General features: G+C 54.3%; 25 protein-coding genes and 2 pseudogenes. 23 read left to right on the top strand and 4 right to left on the bottom strand.

Annotated elements, in window-relative coordinates:
• The first annotated feature begins 38 nt into the window (after nucleotides 1-38).
• The 20 genes and pseudogenes from AU14_RS03605 to AU14_RS03520 all read left to right on the top strand — a co-directional run bounded on the left by AU14_RS03605 (nucleotide 39) and on the right by AU14_RS03520 (nucleotide 12,278).
• The gene (locus AU14_RS03605; RefSeq protein ID WP_041343573.1) at nucleotides 39-962 is read left to right on the top strand and encodes a M14 family metallopeptidase; all 924 of its coding nucleotides are present in this window, start codon (nucleotides 39-41) and stop codon (nucleotides 960-962) included.
• A 150-nt stretch (nucleotides 963-1,112) separates the two neighbouring features.
• Nucleotides 1,113-1,283, top strand: a pseudogene (locus AU14_RS23650) (alternative oxidase); the annotation flags it as partial.
• Entirely contained in the window at nucleotides 1,253-1,738 is a 486-nt protein-coding gene (locus AU14_RS03600) for an acyl-CoA thioesterase (RefSeq protein ID WP_041338995.1), read from the top strand. The pseudogene AU14_RS23650 and the gene AU14_RS03600, both read left to right, overlap by 31 nt.
• A gap of 133 nt (nucleotides 1,739-1,871) precedes the next feature.
• Nucleotides 1,872-2,267 (top strand): phosphate-starvation-inducible protein PsiE, encoded by a 396-nt coding sequence (locus AU14_RS03595; RefSeq protein ID WP_052471954.1) that lies wholly within the window; start codon nucleotides 1,872-1,874, stop codon nucleotides 2,265-2,267.
• A gap of 49 nt (nucleotides 2,268-2,316) precedes the next feature.
• Complete coding sequence (locus tag AU14_RS03590; protein ID WP_041338992.1) at nucleotides 2,317-3,189, top strand: PhzF family phenazine biosynthesis protein; 873 nt, start codon at nucleotides 2,317-2,319, stop codon at nucleotides 3,187-3,189.
• A 26-nt stretch (nucleotides 3,190-3,215) separates the two neighbouring features.
• Nucleotides 3,216-3,422: a GDCCVxC domain-containing (seleno)protein gene (locus AU14_RS20480; protein ID WP_094191140.1), complete on the top strand. Its 207-nt coding sequence runs from the start codon at nucleotides 3,216-3,218 to the stop codon at nucleotides 3,420-3,422.
• 25 nt (nucleotides 3,423-3,447) lie between these two features.
• Nucleotides 3,448-3,636: a mercury resistance system transport protein MerF gene (gene merF, locus AU14_RS03585; RefSeq protein ID WP_052471953.1), complete on the top strand. Its 189-nt coding sequence runs from the start codon at nucleotides 3,448-3,450 to the stop codon at nucleotides 3,634-3,636.
• A gap of 83 nt (nucleotides 3,637-3,719) precedes the next feature.
• Entirely contained in the window at nucleotides 3,720-4,181 is a 462-nt protein-coding gene (locus AU14_RS03580; RefSeq protein WP_041338977.1) for a methyltransferase family protein, read from the top strand.
• A gap of 59 nt (nucleotides 4,182-4,240) precedes the next feature.
• A complete protein-coding gene (locus AU14_RS03575) occupies nucleotides 4,241-4,609 on the top strand; it encodes a VOC family protein (protein WP_041338974.1) in 369 nt (122 codons plus the stop codon).
• A gap of 127 nt (nucleotides 4,610-4,736) precedes the next feature.
• Nucleotides 4,737-5,006 (top strand): TfoX/Sxy family protein, encoded by a 270-nt coding sequence (locus AU14_RS03570; protein WP_201773504.1) that lies wholly within the window; start codon nucleotides 4,737-4,739, stop codon nucleotides 5,004-5,006.
• A gap of 46 nt (nucleotides 5,007-5,052) precedes the next feature.
• Nucleotides 5,053-5,316, top strand: a complete 264-nt coding sequence (locus tag AU14_RS03565; RefSeq protein ID WP_041343567.1) for an NIPSNAP family protein — start codon at nucleotides 5,053-5,055, stop codon at nucleotides 5,314-5,316.
• Nucleotides 5,317-5,531: 215 nt separating this feature from the next.
• Nucleotides 5,532-5,972, top strand: a complete 441-nt coding sequence (locus tag AU14_RS03560) for a hemerythrin domain-containing protein (protein ID WP_041338971.1) — start codon at nucleotides 5,532-5,534, stop codon at nucleotides 5,970-5,972.
• Nucleotides 5,973-6,280: 308 nt separating this feature from the next.
• Nucleotides 6,281-7,132, top strand: coding sequence for a glycine betaine ABC transporter substrate-binding protein OsmF (osmF, locus tag AU14_RS03555; RefSeq protein WP_407942812.1), 852 nt, complete (start codon nucleotides 6,281-6,283; stop codon nucleotides 7,130-7,132).
• Nucleotides 7,133-7,165: 33 nt separating this feature from the next.
• A complete protein-coding gene (locus AU14_RS03550; RefSeq protein ID WP_041343564.1) occupies nucleotides 7,166-8,323 on the top strand; it encodes an ABC transporter permease in 1,158 nt (385 codons plus the stop codon).
• Nucleotides 8,324-8,344: 21 nt separating this feature from the next.
• Nucleotides 8,345-9,292 carry an ABC transporter ATP-binding protein gene (locus AU14_RS03545; RefSeq protein ID WP_041338967.1) on the top strand — a complete coding sequence of 316 codons (948 nt, stop codon included), beginning with the start codon at nucleotides 8,345-8,347 and terminating at the stop codon, nucleotides 9,290-9,292.
• On the top strand, nucleotides 9,292-10,035 hold the full coding sequence (locus AU14_RS03540) for an ABC transporter permease (RefSeq protein ID WP_041338965.1): 744 nt from the start codon (nucleotides 9,292-9,294) through the stop codon (nucleotides 10,033-10,035). The genes AU14_RS03545 and AU14_RS03540 overlap by 1 nt, the downstream gene beginning before the upstream one ends.
• 178 nt (nucleotides 10,036-10,213) lie before the next feature.
• Nucleotides 10,214-10,600 (top strand): cupin domain-containing protein, encoded by a 387-nt coding sequence (locus tag AU14_RS03535; RefSeq protein WP_041338963.1) that lies wholly within the window; start codon nucleotides 10,214-10,216, stop codon nucleotides 10,598-10,600.
• A gap of 145 nt (nucleotides 10,601-10,745) precedes the next feature.
• Nucleotides 10,746-11,195, top strand: a complete 450-nt coding sequence (locus AU14_RS03530) for a cupin domain-containing protein (protein WP_052471952.1) — start codon at nucleotides 10,746-10,748, stop codon at nucleotides 11,193-11,195.
• A gap of 160 nt (nucleotides 11,196-11,355) precedes the next feature.
• The gene (locus AU14_RS20475) at nucleotides 11,356-11,595 is read left to right on the top strand and encodes a VOC family protein (protein WP_330217952.1); all 240 of its coding nucleotides are present in this window, start codon (nucleotides 11,356-11,358) and stop codon (nucleotides 11,593-11,595) included.
• Between the two features lie 65 nt (nucleotides 11,596-11,660).
• Nucleotides 11,661-12,278 carry an FMN-binding negative transcriptional regulator gene (locus tag AU14_RS03520; protein WP_052471951.1) on the top strand — a complete coding sequence of 206 codons (618 nt, stop codon included), beginning with the start codon at nucleotides 11,661-11,663 and terminating at the stop codon, nucleotides 12,276-12,278.
• Between the two features lie 37 nt (nucleotides 12,279-12,315).
• On the opposite strand, the gene AU14_RS03515 is transcribed toward AU14_RS03520, so the two are convergent.
• The 4 genes from AU14_RS03515 to AU14_RS03505 all read right to left on the bottom strand — a co-directional run bounded on the left by AU14_RS03515 (nucleotide 12,316) and on the right by AU14_RS03505 (nucleotide 14,746).
• Complete coding sequence (locus AU14_RS03515; RefSeq protein ID WP_041338959.1) at nucleotides 12,316-13,068, bottom strand: siderophore-interacting protein; 753 nt, start codon at nucleotides 13,066-13,068, stop codon at nucleotides 12,316-12,318.
• Nucleotides 13,061-13,222: a hypothetical protein gene (locus AU14_RS20470; RefSeq protein ID WP_236744352.1), complete on the bottom strand. Its 162-nt coding sequence runs from the start codon at nucleotides 13,220-13,222 to the stop codon at nucleotides 13,061-13,063. The genes AU14_RS03515 and AU14_RS20470 overlap by 8 nt, the downstream gene beginning before the upstream one ends.
• A 68-nt stretch (nucleotides 13,223-13,290) precedes the next feature.
• Nucleotides 13,291-13,521 carry a hypothetical protein gene (locus AU14_RS20465; protein WP_236744351.1) on the bottom strand — a complete coding sequence of 77 codons (231 nt, stop codon included), beginning with the start codon at nucleotides 13,519-13,521 and terminating at the stop codon, nucleotides 13,291-13,293.
• Between the two features lie 55 nt (nucleotides 13,522-13,576).
• Complete coding sequence (locus AU14_RS03505) at nucleotides 13,577-14,746, bottom strand: ADP-ribosylglycohydrolase family protein (protein WP_041338957.1); 1,170 nt, start codon at nucleotides 14,744-14,746, stop codon at nucleotides 13,577-13,579.
• 178 nt (nucleotides 14,747-14,924) lie between these two features.
• On the opposite strand from AU14_RS03505, the gene AU14_RS18895 reads away from it, so the two are divergent.
• The 3 genes and pseudogenes from AU14_RS18895 to AU14_RS22590 all read left to right on the top strand — a co-directional run bounded on the left by AU14_RS18895 (nucleotide 14,925) and on the right by AU14_RS22590 (nucleotide 16,389).
• The gene (locus AU14_RS18895) at nucleotides 14,925-15,083 is read left to right on the top strand and encodes a YqaE/Pmp3 family membrane protein (protein ID WP_041338955.1); all 159 of its coding nucleotides are present in this window, start codon (nucleotides 14,925-14,927) and stop codon (nucleotides 15,081-15,083) included.
• A 56-nt stretch (nucleotides 15,084-15,139) separates the two neighbouring features.
• Nucleotides 15,140-15,625 (top strand): annotated as a pseudogene (locus tag AU14_RS23645) (DUF2254 family protein); the annotation flags it as partial.
• Between the two features lie 113 nt (nucleotides 15,626-15,738).
• Nucleotides 15,739-16,389: a DUF2254 domain-containing protein gene (locus AU14_RS22590; protein WP_269079097.1), complete on the top strand. Its 651-nt coding sequence runs from the start codon at nucleotides 15,739-15,741 to the stop codon at nucleotides 16,387-16,389.
• The last annotated feature ends 17 nt before the right edge of the window (nucleotides 16,390-16,406 follow it).

Below are 16,406 nucleotides of genomic sequence, written 5' to 3'. Positions count from 1 at the left end.
TGCCCGCCGGCATCGATTTTTACTGGAGCAAACGCAACATGAATACGGAACCCACGCCCTATCCAATCGGTACGCCAGGCACTCCCTGGGGCGACGCTGAACGTGCCGAGTGGTTGTCACGACAAACTCGTCAACGTAGCTACGAATCCGAGGTGGTGAGTGTGATCGAACGCCTTCGCTCGCGCTTCGACGTGGAAGAGTATGGCCATCTCGACTACGGCTCCGATGGCTATCCGCTGATGGCGATCCGGAGCCGCGACTGGCGTGACGATCTGCCGGTTGTGCTGATAACAGGCGGGGTACACGGATATGAAACCAGCGGAGTGCATGGCGGGCTGCAGTTTCTCGATCAGCATGCGGAAGCTTACGCGGGCCGCGTGAATCTGCTGGTCGCACCTTGTGTCAGCCCCTGGGCTTACGAGCGCATCCACCGCTGGAACGCGAACGCAGTGGACCCGAACCGTTCGTTCCGCGAAGACAGTCCGGCTGAAGAGTCGGCGGCAATTATGCGATTGGTGGCGCCTTTGCGTGATCGTGCGCTGTTGCATATCGACCTGCACGAGACCACTGATACTGACGAATCTGAATTTCGCCCCGCGCTGGCTGCCCGGGACGGCAAGCCCTTCGAGCCGGGTGGGATTCCCGACGGTTTCTATCTGGTCGCTGACACTGAGAACCCGCAACCTGAGTTTCAGCAGGCGATCATTAAAGCGGTGGAGCCAATCACTCATATCGCTCCGGCCGATGACAGCGGCGAGATCTTCGGCTCACCGGTGGTCGCTCGGGGCGTGATCCAGTATCCGCTCAATGAGCTGGGGCTGTGTGCCAGTGTCACCAGCGCGCCCTACAAAACTACCACTGAGGTTTATCCTGACAGCTCCCGATCGACACCTGAGCAATGCAATGCCGCGCAGGCTGCGGCGGTGTGTGCGGCAATCGACTACGCGCTGGCGCATCGGTAGGGAAGGGCAAGGTTCTCCCTCTCGCCTCTGACTGCAAGAAAAAAGGCACATAGCGAAGAACGGCTATACTCCCTGGTTCGTAATACTGGAAAACTGGCGAATGAAAGACGATGACGCTTGATCCATACTTAGCTTTAGGAAGCTGAAAAAGAGCGGATGCATTTGCCGACGTTTATTGAAATCGCCCAGCCATCAGCCTTTGAACGGATTCTGATCATCATTGCTCAAAGCGTTTTTTATAAAGGCTCTTTCCTGGCCTTCCTCATCACATTGATCACCAAGAGACCATTATGGAACTTGGATCTACAACCCTTACGATGACGGTTTTAATGACACCGGATAAGGCCAACTTTTCCGGCAATGTGCACGGTGGCACTTTGCTGAAGTATCTTGATGAAGTGGCCTATGCCTGCGCCAGCCGTTACGCAGGCAGTTATGTGGTCACCCTGTCGGTCGACCAGGTGATGTTTCTTCAACCCATTCACGTCGGTGAATTGGTCACCTTCCTGGCTAGTGTTAACTACACAGGGCGCACATCCATGGAGATAGGCGTAAAAGTGGTTACCGAAAACATTCGGGAAAAGTTAGTCAGACACACCAATAGCTGCTTTTTTACGATGGTGGCGGTTGATGAGAATGGAAAAGCTGTTGAAGTGCCTAAACTGAAACCCGAGACTGACGACCAAGTCAGGCGGTTTGCTAATGGCCAGGAACGTCGCGCGATTCGAGCGGAGTTAGCGGAGCGCTATAAGGCGCTGCATCGTCCCAAAACATAGCTACCATGACTGGGACCCATTCTTTTTTGGACACTAAAGCCGCATTTCTCATCATCGGCGTCTGGACAAAGACTAACAGTCGCCTGGGTTAGGGAGCAGCTTCAAAAGTGCGCAAATTTTTAAGGCAAACTGGATGAATTCTTCCGAGAAAACTGCGGCTCTTGCTATCTTTCAGATGATCGAGCGTTTATTGCTGATCATTGTTGTTGTGATGACCCTTGGTGGTGTGGTTTTCGAGCTGCACTCAGTGTTCGTTGCCCAGAGGATCAGCCTTGCTGACATACTATTGATGTTCCTCTACATGGAAGTGATTGGTATGGTGGCCGTATTCTACTCCGATCGGCGATCTGCAGCCGTATTCCCGATTTTCATTGCAATTACAGCTCTCGCCCGGTTGATTATTCTGCAGGGAAAAGACATGGCTCCTGAGAATATTCTATTTGAGGCGATAGCAATCCTGATCCTGACTATTGCCGCATTTGTTATGGTTCATCTTAACGAGGTAAGAAAAGGAGATTCATACAACTGATTTTTGCACCCCCAGTGCTTAGCGTTAAGGCTGGAGCAAGGACGTTAATATGAAAATTGATATTCCTATCATCAACGCTTTCGTCGATGAGCATAAGGGTGGCAATCCTGCTGGCGTTGTTCTGGATGCTCAGCAGTACTCTCAGGATCAGAAGCAACGTATTGCCGCCAGTATCGGGCTTTCAGAAACGGCATTTGTCTCACCTTCGTCTGTAGCGGACTTTAAGCTCGAATTCTTCACACCTACCCGACAAATCGCGCATTGTGGCCATGCCACCATCGCCACCTTTTGCTATCTGCGCCAAATCGGTCTGCTGCCGAATGACCAAACGTCGAAAGAAACCATTGATGGCCGTCGTGAGATTCTCATGCAAGGCGATATGGCCTACATGGAACAATCGGCGCCCAGGTACATTGAATTAGATCAAGCGCATCGGGACCGCGCATTGGGTTCTCTTGGCCTCGAACCTTCCGATCTATTGGAAGGAGCAGAACCCTGTGTGGTGAATACTGGCAACTCGTTCCTGATCATTGGTCTTAAAGACTCAGCCCGCACCAAATCTATCCGCCCAATAATGACAGACATATCTGCCATCAGTGACGAGTATGACTTGATCGGCTATTACGTGTTCTGCCCAGAAGCCGTCAAAGCGGGTAGAGACGCGGGTGCCCGAATGTTTGCTCCGCGCTATGGTATCGATGAAGAAGCCGCTACGGGGATGGCCGCAGGGCCGCTCGCTTGTTACTTGCGCGATAAGCTGAAGATTCAAAAGCATCAGTTTCTAATCGAACAGGGCTATTTTATGTCCCCAGCTTCACCCAGTGTTATCGATGTGAAGCTGCAAGCTGAACAGGGTTCTATTATTAGTCTTATGGCAGGTGGAAAGGCAGCGGTCAGTGAAACCAGGCAGCTTGAGATCTGACAACCGCTTTTTGCGAAAGGTGGCTTATGAAACCAAAACTCACGTCTGAGCTAACATGTCCTGAGTGCGGTCACAGGGAAGTGGAAACAATGCCGGAGGATTCCTGTCAGTATTTTTATGAATGCAAGGGCTGCAAGGTCTTGCTCAAGCCCAAGCTCGGCGATTGCTGTGTTTTTTGCTCTTACGGCGACACGCCGTGTCCTCCTGTACAGATGGACCAATCCTGCTGTTGAACTTATGAAGAACGGAAATCGGTTGATGAAGGTTGGTGCAATTGGTGGCGTGATTACAGCGCTCTGCTGCTTCACTCCGGTTCTCGTTTGGTTGTTTACGATCCTTGGCATTTCTGCGTTGGTGGGCTACCTGGATTACGTGCTTTTTCCATTGCTCGCTGTGTTTATGATCTTGTGGGTGATTGGTTTTTTTCGGGGGCCAAGCGGCAACTGAAAACACCAAATTGTTGCAGTAGGGGGCTTTGGGGCTCGGCGTAATCCTCCATTCATAGATCTTTTCTGGGGTAAGAGTATTTTGTGAAAGCACTCGAGCTTAAAGTTCCGCCAGTTGTACTCGTCGCCATTGCCGTTGGCGGTATGTGGGCTGTCGCAGGGCTTTCGCCTGCGCTAAATTTCGCGATTCCTGGTGTAGCCGGGTGGTCAACTGGCATTGCAGCGTTTGGCGTTTGCATTGCCATTCTTGGCGTCCTGCAGTTCCGGGTAGCCGAAACAACGGTAGATCCACGGGTGCCGAACCAATCAACAAACCTGGTGGTAAGCGGCGTCTACAGGTATAGCCGGAATCCGATGTACTTGGGGTTTTTCCTGGTTTTGTGTGCGTGGGGCTTGTACCTGGGCAGCGTTATTTCTTTGCTATTCCTTCCCGTGTTCATCTTGTATATGAACCGGTTTCAGATCGTCCCTGAGGAGCGATTTATGCACGAGCAATTCGGTGAGGTGTACGACAAGTTCAGGTCTGAAGTGCGCAGGTGGATATGAAAAATAGGTTCGGAACTGCTTTCGATAGGTTGATCCAAGACTAGAGAGGGGATGAATCCATGGACGTAGAATTTCAGCCTGGCCGCAACATTGCGATGAAGATCCCGCCGCACGAGCATCAGAATACGGTGCGCTTTTACAGAGATGTTCTCCGCTTCACAGAGATGCCTGCCACTGGGGGGGATGACACTCCACGGTTCGAATTCGGGGACAAAGTCCTATGGCTCGATAAGGTGCCTGGCTTGAGCCAGGCCGAGATCTGGTTGGAAGTCATCACAAACGACATTGGTGAGGCGGCCGAATATCTCAAGGAGCAGGATTGCCACCGTCGAGATGAAATTGAGCCACTCCCGGAAGGCTTGAAAGCCTTCTGGATATCGAGCCCATCCAACATTATTCATCTGGTAGCGTCGAGCGATGACACCTGACTGCGGGCGTTAATTGCATGAAAGCGACCAGCGAATTTGTTAAGAATCTCAACGATGTTTTTGCACTGTTCGGTGCAGTCGAAGCCAAGCGTATGTTTGGAGGCTATGGCATCTACACGACGGTCTGATGTTTGCGCTCGTCGCCGATGATGCTCTTTATCTGAAAGCGGACGACAACACGTCGGGTGCATTTGTCGAGCTCGGGCTTCAGCAGTTCGAATATGAGAAAAAAGGTAAGGTTATGCGGATGTCCTATTACGCTGCCCCGGAGGAAATTTTTGATGATCGGGAGCAAGCGCGTGAATGGGCTGATCAGGCATACGGTGCGGCGTTGAGGCAAGAAAGCCGAAGTAGCAGCTTTGCAGTCAGTCCCGAAAATTGGCCTGTGCTTTTCTAAACGCTGATGCGTTATGTTGCTGGATTAAATCTGAAATGGAGTTCACTTGGTTACCTGCTATCTGAAGTACATCATAGATCCCTACAAACTCTCAGAATTTGAGCTCTACTCCAAAATGTGGATTCCTCTCGTCGAGAAATTTGGTGGCCAGCATCACGGGTACTTTCTGCCGTCTGAGGGCGCCAACAATGTCGCCATTGCGCTGTTCTCATTCGAATCACTGGCGACGTACGAAGAGTATCGAGAAGCCTCATTTCACGACGAAGAATGCCTGGCAGCATTTGCGTTCGCCAAAGAAACTCGCTGCTAGACGTTCTCATTATCTCTGGGGGTGTACATGCCGGCGAGATGGAAAACGAAAAAGTCGTCGTCTGGATTTGAGAGCAAACAGGTTCTTCGACGCTCACTTGAACCAATGTAACTTGGATGGCGTAGGGAAGTAGGCTAGGAAAATCGAATCGCGCCTTGGCCATGGTTCGCAAAGGCAGGCAAGGCCCAATCTCAACTTGAACAAGGATATCTAGGATGACTATTTTTGAGGAGCTTCGGGCAGACCACGACAAGCAACGAGAGTTGATTGATCAGGTACTTGCAACCAGTGGCGCCAGCGAAGAGCGTGATCGCTTGTTTTTGAACTTAAAAAAACAGCTTGAAGATCATGCGCTTGCCGAAGAACGTTACTTTTATGCCCCGCTGATGAAGTTTGATCAAACTCAAGAGAAAGCCCGGCACAGTGTCGCTGAGCATCATGAGCTCGATGAGTTGATTGAGGCCCTGTCAAATGCTGAACAGGACTCCCCAGGGTGGCTGACTCACGCAAAAAATCTTGCCCACAAGTTGCTGCATCACCTCGAGGAAGAAGAAAAAGAGGTGTTCCCCTACGCAGGCAAATTCCTTGGTGACGATGAAAAGTCGTCGTTAGGGTCAGATTACCGGAAGGAGATGGAGAAGAGGACTTCCCCCTGAACGGCCCGAAGATAGCAATTGCCGCATGATTAAGACGGAACGGTTGCTATTGCGCCAATGGATGATGCAGACCTGACTCCTTCCTCAGAAAGGTAAGAGCAGCCCAGCCTCTTGGATAAACCATTTGTCCTTGCCTTCGTGTGTGCGTCCAATAGACTAATAAAAGCTGTCGGCCAGGCTTCTCTTGCTCAGGCCGTAGCGTGAAAGCCGCAAGAATGAACTAACGACCAAGAGGAATGGCCGTGTCCCCAATTTCCCGCTTTCGCCGCACAGCGGCTTTAACTCTTCTGTTACTCGCCGGGCCAACAATGGCTGCGGGCCCAGTGGTGGTATCGTCCAAGATCGATACCGAAGGCGCCGTGCTGGGCCAGATGGTGCTGCAGTCCTTGGAAAAAGCCGGAATTCCGGTGAAGAACCGGATCCAGTTGGGGGCAACTAACATTGTTCGCAATGCCATCAAGGCGGGCGAAATAGACCTCTACCCGGAGTACACCGGCAACGCCGCTTTCTTTCATGATCAGGCGGACCGGGATATCTGGAAGGATGCCGATAAGGCCTACGAGCAGGCGGCCAACTTGGATAAAGAAGCACACAACATCGTCTGGCTTAAACCGGCCAAAGCCAACAATACCTGGGCCATGAGTGTGCGTGGAGACCTGGCGCGGGCGAACAATCTGAAGACGCTCGAGGATCTCGCGGATTACATCAACAACGGTGGCGCCTTCAAGTTTGCGGCCAGTGCCGAGTTTGTTGAATCCGCCAGTGCGTTGCCGGCGTTCCAGAAGGCCTACGGTTTCACCCTGAACTCTGACCAGCTGCTGGTTCTCTCCGGTGGCAACACGGCCGCGACACTCCGGGCTGCCGCGCTGAACAACAACGACGTTAATGGCGCCATGACCTACGGCACTGACGGCGGCCTCAACGCCCTTGACCTGAAAGTGATGGCTGACACTCTCGGCGTTCAGCCGGTGTATCAGCCTGCGCCCATCGTGCGCGCCGAGGTTCTGGAAGCCTACCCGAAGATCCGGGAGGTTCTGGAACCGATTTTCGATTCCCTGGATCTGGAAACCCTTCAACGCCTGAACGGCTTGGTTGCGGTAAACGGTGTGCTGGCGGAGCAAGTGGCGCGGGACTATCTGGAATCCCTGGGCCAGGACTGAGGTTTGCCTGTTAACAAACTTGCTTCCAACCTGATGGTGCCGAATCGGGTCATTCCAGCCTTGGGTGTGCTCGCCCTGGTGCTGGTCTGGCTTCTGGATCTTGGCGCCATACAACCTAATCGCATTGTTCCCGGTACCGGCCATGGTCTGCTGTCAGCCGTTGGATGGCTGGGGGCAGGGGTGGTCACCCTGACGCTGACTGCGTCCATTTTGATGTCCGTTTTGCCGTTGCGGCTGCGATACCCACTTCTTCTTGGCCTCGTTGGTTTTTCGTTGGCCGCCTTGCCTCTGTTGCTTGAAATTTTTGCCGGCCGCCATCTGCCAGAGGCGTCGCCCTATGCGCGCTCCACGATTGGTTCGGGTTTCTGGAGCTTGCTGTTCCTGTTGTCATTGATGCTGATTGAGATCCTTGGACGGCTCCGGGCCGGGCGAGGGCTGCAGCTCATGTTGTTGGTGGTGATTGTGGGAAGCTGGCTAGTGTTATTGCGAGGCGAGGGCCTGGCGAGCCTTTCACTGGTACGGGAATTCAATGCCCGGCCGGATAAGTTTGAGCAGGCGCTGTGGACGCATCTGGCGCTGGCCTTTGGTGCCGTGACGTTCAGTGCTGGCCTCGCGTTTGTGCTGGCTCTGAAAATGATTCGCAGCCCGGCCTGGCAGAGGCCGGTTCTTGGCGCCGTCAGTTTTCTGCAAACCATCCCCAGCCTGGCCGTGTTTGGCCTTTTGATCGCACCTCTGGGGGCGCTGTCGTCGGCGTTCCCGGCTTTGCAGTCGCTGGGAATTCGGGGTATTGGCTGGGCGCCGGCTCTGCTGGCGCTCATTGCATACAGCCTGCTGCCCATGGTGCGAAATACCTTCGTTGCGATCACGGAGGTTCCGGAGAACCTGGCCGATGCTGGCCAGGGCATGGGGATGACTGAGCGGCAGTTGTTCTTTCAGCTGAAATTACCCTTGGCACTGCCGGTGATCATCGAGGGTGCGCGCATCACCACCATTCAGGCCATCGGCCTTACAGCGGTCGCTGCCTTGATCGGCGCGGGCGGCTTTGGATCGTTTATCTTTCAGGGGCTGGGGCAGGCGGCCATGGACTTGGTGTTGCTGGGCGCCTTACCCACTATCGCGCTTGCGTTGCTGGCGGACGCCTTATTCACGATGCTTGCTGACAGCCTCAAGCCGACGCCGGCGACAACCTGATATAGGAAAGGAATTGCCTGGATGATCGAACTGAAAAATGTCACCCGGCGCTTCGGTAATACCGTCGCGGTGGACAATCTCAACCTGACCATTGAGACCGGCGAGGTCTGCGTGCTGGTGGGCAGTTCAGGCTGTGGTAAATCCACCACGCTGCGCATGATCAATCGCTTGTTGCCTCACAGCGCCGGAGAGATTCTGGTGGATGGTGAGGACGTGAACGCCATGAATGCAGAGCAACTGCGCCTGAACATGGGCTATGTGATTCAGGGCACCGGTCTGTTTCCTCACTGGACCGTGGCACGCAATATCGCCATGGTGCCTCATTTGTTGAAGTGGCCAAAGGAGCGAATCGACGCGCGTGTTGAAGAGCTGATGACCCTGCTGGATCTCGATCCGGCCACTCACGCCAGCAAATACCCCCAGCAACTCTCCGGTGGTCAGGCCCAGCGGGTAGGTGTGGCCAGAGCGCTGGCGGCAGACCCCAACATCCTGTTGATGGATGAACCCTTTGGCGCGCTGGATGCGATCACCCGGGATAATCTGCAGATGGAGATGCTGCGGATTCAGAGGCAGGTGCGTAAAACCACTGTATTCGTGACCCACGATATCGATGAAGCCTTGAAACTGGCCACCCGGATTGCAGTGATGGACCAGGGCCGCATTATCCAGCACGACACGCCCGAAAATATTCTCCGTCATCCCGCCTCAGACTTCGTTGAAAACCTCGTGGGCAAGCAGGACCGAGGCCTAAAGCTGATGAGCCTGCGGCCAGTGCGTGACCTGATGTCGGCCCATGCTGAACCAAGACAATCGGAAGCCGGGGAGGGCGCGATCACGGAAGGGGACAGCGTGCGCCTGGCGTTATCTGTCATGCTCTGGAAGGACTTGGGTGAGATTGCGGTGTTCAACGCACGCGGACAGGAAACCGGTGTTATCACCCGCGAGCGCATCATTCAGGAAGGCGCCTGATGCGCATCTGGCTACCTCCCGTATTTCTGGCTGTTCTCCTATACGGGCTGAGCGTCGGGATGCCGGTCTTGGAACCGTTGTTTCAGTGGCTGCAGCCAGACAAACAAACGGTGATTTACGAGCGTGAGAGCTTCTTGTTTCTGCTGCAGAACCATTTGCTGTTGGTGGTTGTGTCGGCCGCTGTCGGCGCATTCGTGGCGGTGGCTGGCGGTATCTTTGCCACCCGTCCCTCGGGCCGAGATTTTCTGCCCTTGGTCAGTCAGGTGGCCTCCATTGGCCAGACTTTTCCCCCGGTGGCTGTCCTTGCGCTGGCGGTGCCGGTGCTTGGCTTCGGTGAGGCGCCCATTCTGGTTGCCTTGATCCTGTACGGCTTGCTGCCCATTCTGCGTAATACCCTGGCGGGTCTGGAAGGCGTCGATCCCACTGTGCGCGAGGCGGCACGAGGCATGGGTATGTCACCGGGGCAGATATTGTTTCGGGCAGAATTGCCGTTGGCCGGCAGGGTGATCCTGGCCGGTATCCGGACCTCAGTCACCATCAACATCGCCACCGCGGCTATTGGCTCCACCATAGGTGCGCGCACACTGGGCGATCCTGTCATTGCCGGGCTGGTGAATGGCAACACAGCCTACGTGTTGCAGGGGGCAATCCTGATTGGTTTGCTGGCCCTCACCACAGATAGTTTGTTCGAGGCGTTGGAGCGGATCTGGGATCGTCGGTTTTCGCCTCAGGCAGCCGTGTGATCGGCGTTTTCAAAGCACTAAATCGCTCGGATGAGTACTTCTGCTCTACTGGCCTACCTTGCTAGTTTGGGTGTTTTGCTCAATATTTAATCAGAACGCCCGCGCATTAACGGAACCGGTCTCCGCCGTAATTGATAACACGGCCCGGCGGGCCAGCGTTGGTGTTAGAGGAGGTGCTATGGGTATCTTCAAGAATTCTGAGCTCGAAACACTGGAATTGCCCGGGCTCAGGCATCAGACCATCGGAGGCCACAAGCAGGGTGTGAAATCCATGGAAGTCTGGGTGCAAACCATGGCGCCGGGCGCGGCCACACCGGTGCATCGTCACGAGTGTGAGGAGGTCATTCTTGTCCTCTCCGGCTCCGGAACCTGCACGGTTGGAGACGAAACCTTCAGCTTTGGCCCTGACTCGACCCTGGTTCTCGAATCCGACACCGTCCATCAGATCGTGAACACATCAGGTGAGGAAATGAAGTTGGTTGCCGCTCTGGGCATGGCCCCGGTGCGCGTTAAGACCGGCGATGGAGAGCCACTTCCGGTCCCTTGGCAGGCACCTGATGCCTGACCTTTCCTCCCTCAAAAGAGGACAACTGTAACGCCCGCCAAGATAGCTCAGGCTTTCTGGCGCGGACGGGGCAGTTCTTTGGTATGGAGTAGAGATGTCTGTGGAAAATCAACGTTGAACACAGAATCATAAGAGGGATCTGGCAATGAAACTTACTTCGTTAGTTCTGGCTTTAATGTCGTTATCTATTTTCGGCCACGCAACCGCGGCCGAGAAGGCACTGGTGATTTCGCATGAGGATGAGAATCTTCAGTGGATGCCATGTCCTGACTTCATTCCCACGGGGTGCGAGATTGCGGTTCTGAATGGTGACCCGGCTGAAAACAACCTGGACATCTACTTTAAGGTTCCCGGTGACTTTGAAATACCGCGGCACTTCCACACCTCCCAGGAGCGGATGGTACTGGTGTCCGGGACTCTTGATGTCACCTACGACGATCAGAGCAAAGAGACAATACAGGTTGGGGAGTACGCCTATGGTCCGGCGAAACTGCCTCATTCAGCCTACTGCCAGAAAGGAGATGCCTGTGTTTTGTATATCGGCTTTGTGGCGCCGCTGGATGCCATTCCCATTGAAAACGGCGAGGTTAAATGAAACCAAAGATCAGCATAGTCACACTGGGTGTTGATGACCTGAACCGGGCCACGCGTTTTTACGGCGAAGGGCTGGGCCTGCCACGGCACGAGTTTGAAGGTGTGGAATCTCTTTCTTCAGCCTGGAAGGCACATGGCTGGCTCTGTATCCCCGCGAGGAGTTGGCCAAGGACATTGGATTGCCGGCTCCTTTCGAGTTCGGATTCTCCGGAATTACGCTGGCCCATAACGTTGCCAGCAAGTCAGAGGTGGATGCCGTTCTACAGCAGGCGATTACGGCGGGAGCGACTCTGATCAAGCCGGCGCAAGAGGTATTCTGGGGTGGGTACTCCGGGTATTTTCAGGATACCGAAGGGCATTACTGGGAAGTGGCGTACAATCCCTATCAGGACCTGACATGAGTTATAGTTTGAACCTCGTTAGGCTGAGGCCAACCCAATAAACCCGGTAGAAAGGCATCCTCAGAATGTATGTGCCTAAGCACTTTAAGGAAGATGACACAGAGATGCTGCATCGCTATATCCGCGATTACAGCTTCGGCCTGTTTGTGATTGCCGACGAAGATGGCATCGAGGCGAATCACGTCCCATTCCATTTTCAGGTGGACCCAGACAGCTCGCTCGGCACTTTGCAGTGTCATTTGGCGCGAACCAATCCGGCGTGGCAGCGCATAGAGAAGGGCGGTTCTGTGTTGGCCATTTTCCAAGGGCCAGATGCCTACGTCTCTCCCTCTTGGTATGCCACCAAGGCTGAGACCGGCCGGGTGGTACCGACCTGGAATTACCTTGCGGTGCATGCCAAGGGCACAGCTCGGGTGGTGCAGGACCCAAGCTGGCTCAAAGAGCACCTCCATAACCTCACAGACCGACACGAACGCGACCGTGCGCAGCCCTGGTCCGTGGACGATGCTCCGGAGGAATACACCGAGCGCTTAATGCAGGGGATCGTAGGTATTGAGATCCGCATTGAGGAGCTAACCGGGAAACTGAAGGCCAGCCAGAACCAGCCGGAGGCCAATCAGGCGGGCGTTAAAGCCGGCCTCAGGCTGAAAGTGCCCCACACGCCAGCGCCATGGCTGACCTGATCGGCGAGCTGGATACCAAGGGTTAAACAGTGAGGTCTCAAACGACCGTTGCTAACTGTTCACTGTCTTGTTTTTTCGCCAGCTTATGCCCATCTTCAGATTGACCCAGTTTCCAGTAACTTGAGATGTAGAGATGGCTCTTGGCAATCTCTCGTTCCTGTTTGAAGAACGTCCTCAACGCACGCATTCCATTGAATTCGCAGGCGGCCCACACCGCGACTTGTCCTGAAAGCCAGGGCAAGGCTTTAACTCTGGAGACAAGAGTCCGGCCCTCAGGGTCAGGTTCAGGGTTGATTACCCAGTGCAGCTCCACATCCTCCGGATGATCCAGAGTCTGGATGTCTGACTCGCTAGTTACTTCTATCACCGCATACCCCGTAGCATTGGCTGGTAACTCAGCCAGATTGACGCTGATGGCCGGGAGCGCGGTCATATCGCCGACCAACAGAAACCAGTCAGCTTGAGGGTTGATCAGTTTCCTGGGGCCAGGGCCGCCAATCAGAATCCTGTCCCCCGGTTGGGCGTTGAGTGCCCAACGTGACGCTGGCCCCATTTGGTCGTGCAGGGCGAAGTCGACATCGATTTCAGCCTGCCGCTGGTGCCTGATGGTGTATGTCCTCATCAGAGGGCGCTCGCTTTCACCCTGAGGGAAAATCAGTTTGATGTAGGCGCTTTCCTGATCTTCCGGGAGGTGCGCCAGTTGTTCCCCACCGAGGGTAATGCGGAGCATGTGCTCTGTTACCTGAGTGGAGCGAACAACCACCAATTCTTTCGTGGGAGGCTTAGCCATTGTCGGTCGCTCCTTTGTCTGCGGTGCTGTCACTTGTTGAGTTCTCGATCATGGTGCCGGCGATCCGAACGAAGGTATCGAGTTCGCTATCGCTCAGGTTGCGGGTCATGTGTTCCGCTGCCTGCTCTTCGAGCGCATCGATTTTCGACATCATTTTCGTTCCATTGCAGGTCGGGGTTAGGAACTGGCTGCGGCGATCGTTGGGGTTCTTGGTTTTTTCGATCAGCCTGACTGCATCAACTCGTTCAATACGCGCGTGATCTGTGCCTTGTCCTGATTCATGCGTTGGGCAATCGAGCGCGCGGTGGCATCGGGGAACCGGCAGATGCCTTTTAAGACGCGGATGTGCGTGATGGGGAGCGGAATCTGCTGTTGTTGGATACCCGCTCTGAGCTCTCGCTTGTAAGCGTGCATAAGTCGGTGCAAAGCATCGCTGAGGGAGGAATTTGCCATTTTGCTCTCTGTTGATAGTTGATGGAGTCAACCTTATTCGTTTTGGTAGACTCTGTCAACTAACTGAGAGCGTTTCTGCATCCCCATAAAGGCTGGCGGCATCCGTTACTCGCGCAAGCCAGCTCAACGGCACACCCTGCAAACTGCCCACCCCATGAATTGCGGCCATAAGTGGCCCAATGATCCAGGCGCGACCGCAGGAATCACCTCCGCAGTGTATGTTTGCCCGAATGGCCTCAGTGAAGGAGTTAGCCTGGCTTATGATGTGGAAGATCACCGGCATGGCTTCGTGGAGGTAACAGGTGCGGCCGAAGGTATCTCCCGCATTTATTGCATCCAGCGACGTGGCCGAGAGGGCCTGGTCCAGATTCTTGCGATCAGGCGCTTCTGGGGCGGCTTTGTCGATCGCCTCTGACAATGGCTCACCGAGAAACACCGATTCCAAAAGCTGTGCGGCGCAACGGGCCCAGGCCACTGCATCGTCGTTGTGATTGGTTACCCGTACTGCCGCTTCAACTTGCGTCATAAGGTCAGCTTGCCTGGCGTAGCAGGCAACCAGCGGCGGCAGTTTGGATACTGCAGGCAATTGCATGTCGTCGGCGCCACTTTCCGGCAGCAACTGCCCGTCAATGGTCTCGGCTAACAACACGCCCGCCTTCTGTATTTCGGGTTCCTGATAGGTGAGGCTGATGGCTTCACGCACCGGGGCTGCCAACTGTTTACCGCTCAGCCGGCGTGTATAGGGCAGGACTTTTTGCACCAATATGCGCTGCTGTTTTTCGGTCAGGGGCGTCTTAATCGCCGCCTTGCCGGCCTCAATCGCTTTCTGTTCGTTGGCGATGAGGTTTTGCAGGGTGATGCGGGTAGGGTTGTCGATGTAGCCCTGCCAGTCACCACCGGGGCCGAAGTAGGCCAGAAAACGGCGCTGGTAATCCCGTACACTGAGCTTACCCTGACAGGCCAGCAGGCTGTCGGTGAGCACCTTGGTTGCGGCACCATAATGACTGACATTGCCGGCCTGTTTACCGCCGTGGGCAAAGAAGCCAAAGCCCTTACCAAAATAATCAGCGCTGGGCGTGAGAAACTCTGGCGTCTGGCCAGCGACCTCCAAGATCCGGTTGCTGTCGTAGAGCCAGTGCAGACCAAGGCTGGCGGCATCGGCGACCCAGCCACCTGCCAGGGCTGAGGCTATGCGTGTTTGGGTTTCTTTCGAAAATTCGTTCATCAGGATGCCTTTGAAATAGGGATCAAAATGGTCGGTTAGAATCGGTATACGTGGTTTACTAATAGTTTGGTTCGCTCAATTGGAGTATGGCACCTACCATTTAAGAGCATTGGTCAGAAGTTGAGGTCGTCTTTGGCAATCGTTATGCCGCCCAAAATCAAAATGAGTAAGGACTAATATGGACATCATTCGAATTATTGTTGCCATTCTGCTGCCCCCGCTTGGGGTGTTTTTACAAGTCGGCATAGGAAAGCATTTCTGGATAAATATCGTTCTAACTCTTTTCGGGTACTTGCCAGGGATCATTCACGCGGTCTACATCATCGCCAAGAAATGACAATCGTTGGCTAGGACAGCGGCTCAGAATCGCTTGCTGAGCCAAGGAAACGCAAGATGAGAGATCGCATCAGGTTCTTTCTGAGTAGACTTGGTGAGCGGTTGTGGGTGAAACCGCTGTTCAGTTGTGTGCTTTCAATTGCCGCCGCATTTCTGGCCCGGATAGCGGATAACACTTTCCCTCAAAGTGGATTGCCCGACATCAGTGCCGATTCCCTGGAAACCTTATTAAGCATCATTTCAGCGAGCATGCTGGTGATTGCCGTTTTTGCTGTGGGATCCATGCTTTCCGCCTATGCATCCGCCAGTGGTTCGGCTACTCCTCGGGCGTTCCCTGTGGTGATTGCTGATGATGTCTCTCAGTACGCGCTTTCTATTTTTGTAGGGGCTTTCATCTTCAGTATTGTCGGCCTGATTGCTCTTATGAACGGCTACTACGGATCAACCGGTCGGTTCGTACTGTTTGCAATTACGGTGACGGTGTTTGGAATTGTCATTATTGGGTTTGTTCGCTGGGTGGACCGGATAGCCCGGCTTGGGAGGTTGGGTACGACAATCAGCAAAGTAGAAGCGGTGGCTTGCCGCTCTCTGTTGCGAAACCGCTGCTGTCCAACACTGGGAGGGAAGAAGTTGGCTCACCGGGGGATGGTGAACCTGTGTACGGCGAATCTGTCGGTTATTTGCAGCGTGTGGATGTCGAGGCTTTACAGGTCATTGCCGAGAAGCATGATCTTCAGATTTACGTGGCTGTTTTGCCGGGGGAGTTCATTATGCCCGGGCAGCCGGTTGCCCACGTTGGCCGGGAGGGTAAGAGTGAGAAGTTCGATTTCGACTGTATTTCGCAGGCATTTCTTATCGGGAAGGAACGAACGTTTGAGGAAGATCCCCGATTTGGGCTGATTGTTCTGTCAGAAATCGCGAGCCGGGCGTTATCCCCGGGCATCAACGATCCCGGCACTGCTGTGGAAATTATTGACACCTTCGTTCGAATCTTCGCCCAATGGAGTGAAACCGAGGAGCAGAATGTGGCGACGGAGCGGGATCGCGTCTGGGTGCCAGAGGTCTCTGTGGATGACATGTTAGATAATGCTTTTAGCGCTATTTCGCGGGACGGCGCCGGTACCATTGAGGTGATGCTCCGACTGCAATCCGCTTTGACGTCACTGTCCTCACTGGGGGATGGTGAGTTCAGGGAAGCGGCTTCGAGGCACGCGCAGTTTGCATTGAAGCACGCTGAACTTGCTCTTAAGTTACCTGAGGAGGTTGAGCGCGTTCGCAAAAAGGTTCAGCGCATAGAGGTCCCTTAAAGGCACACTGCGAGTAT

Origin of the sequence: Marinobacter similis (assembly GCF_000830985.1) — a bacterium.
GTDB lineage: Bacteria > Pseudomonadota > Gammaproteobacteria > Pseudomonadales > Oleiphilaceae > Marinobacter > Marinobacter similis.
Note: the sequence above shows the minus strand (reverse complement) of the source record. Positions and strands in the feature narration are given on the sequence as shown.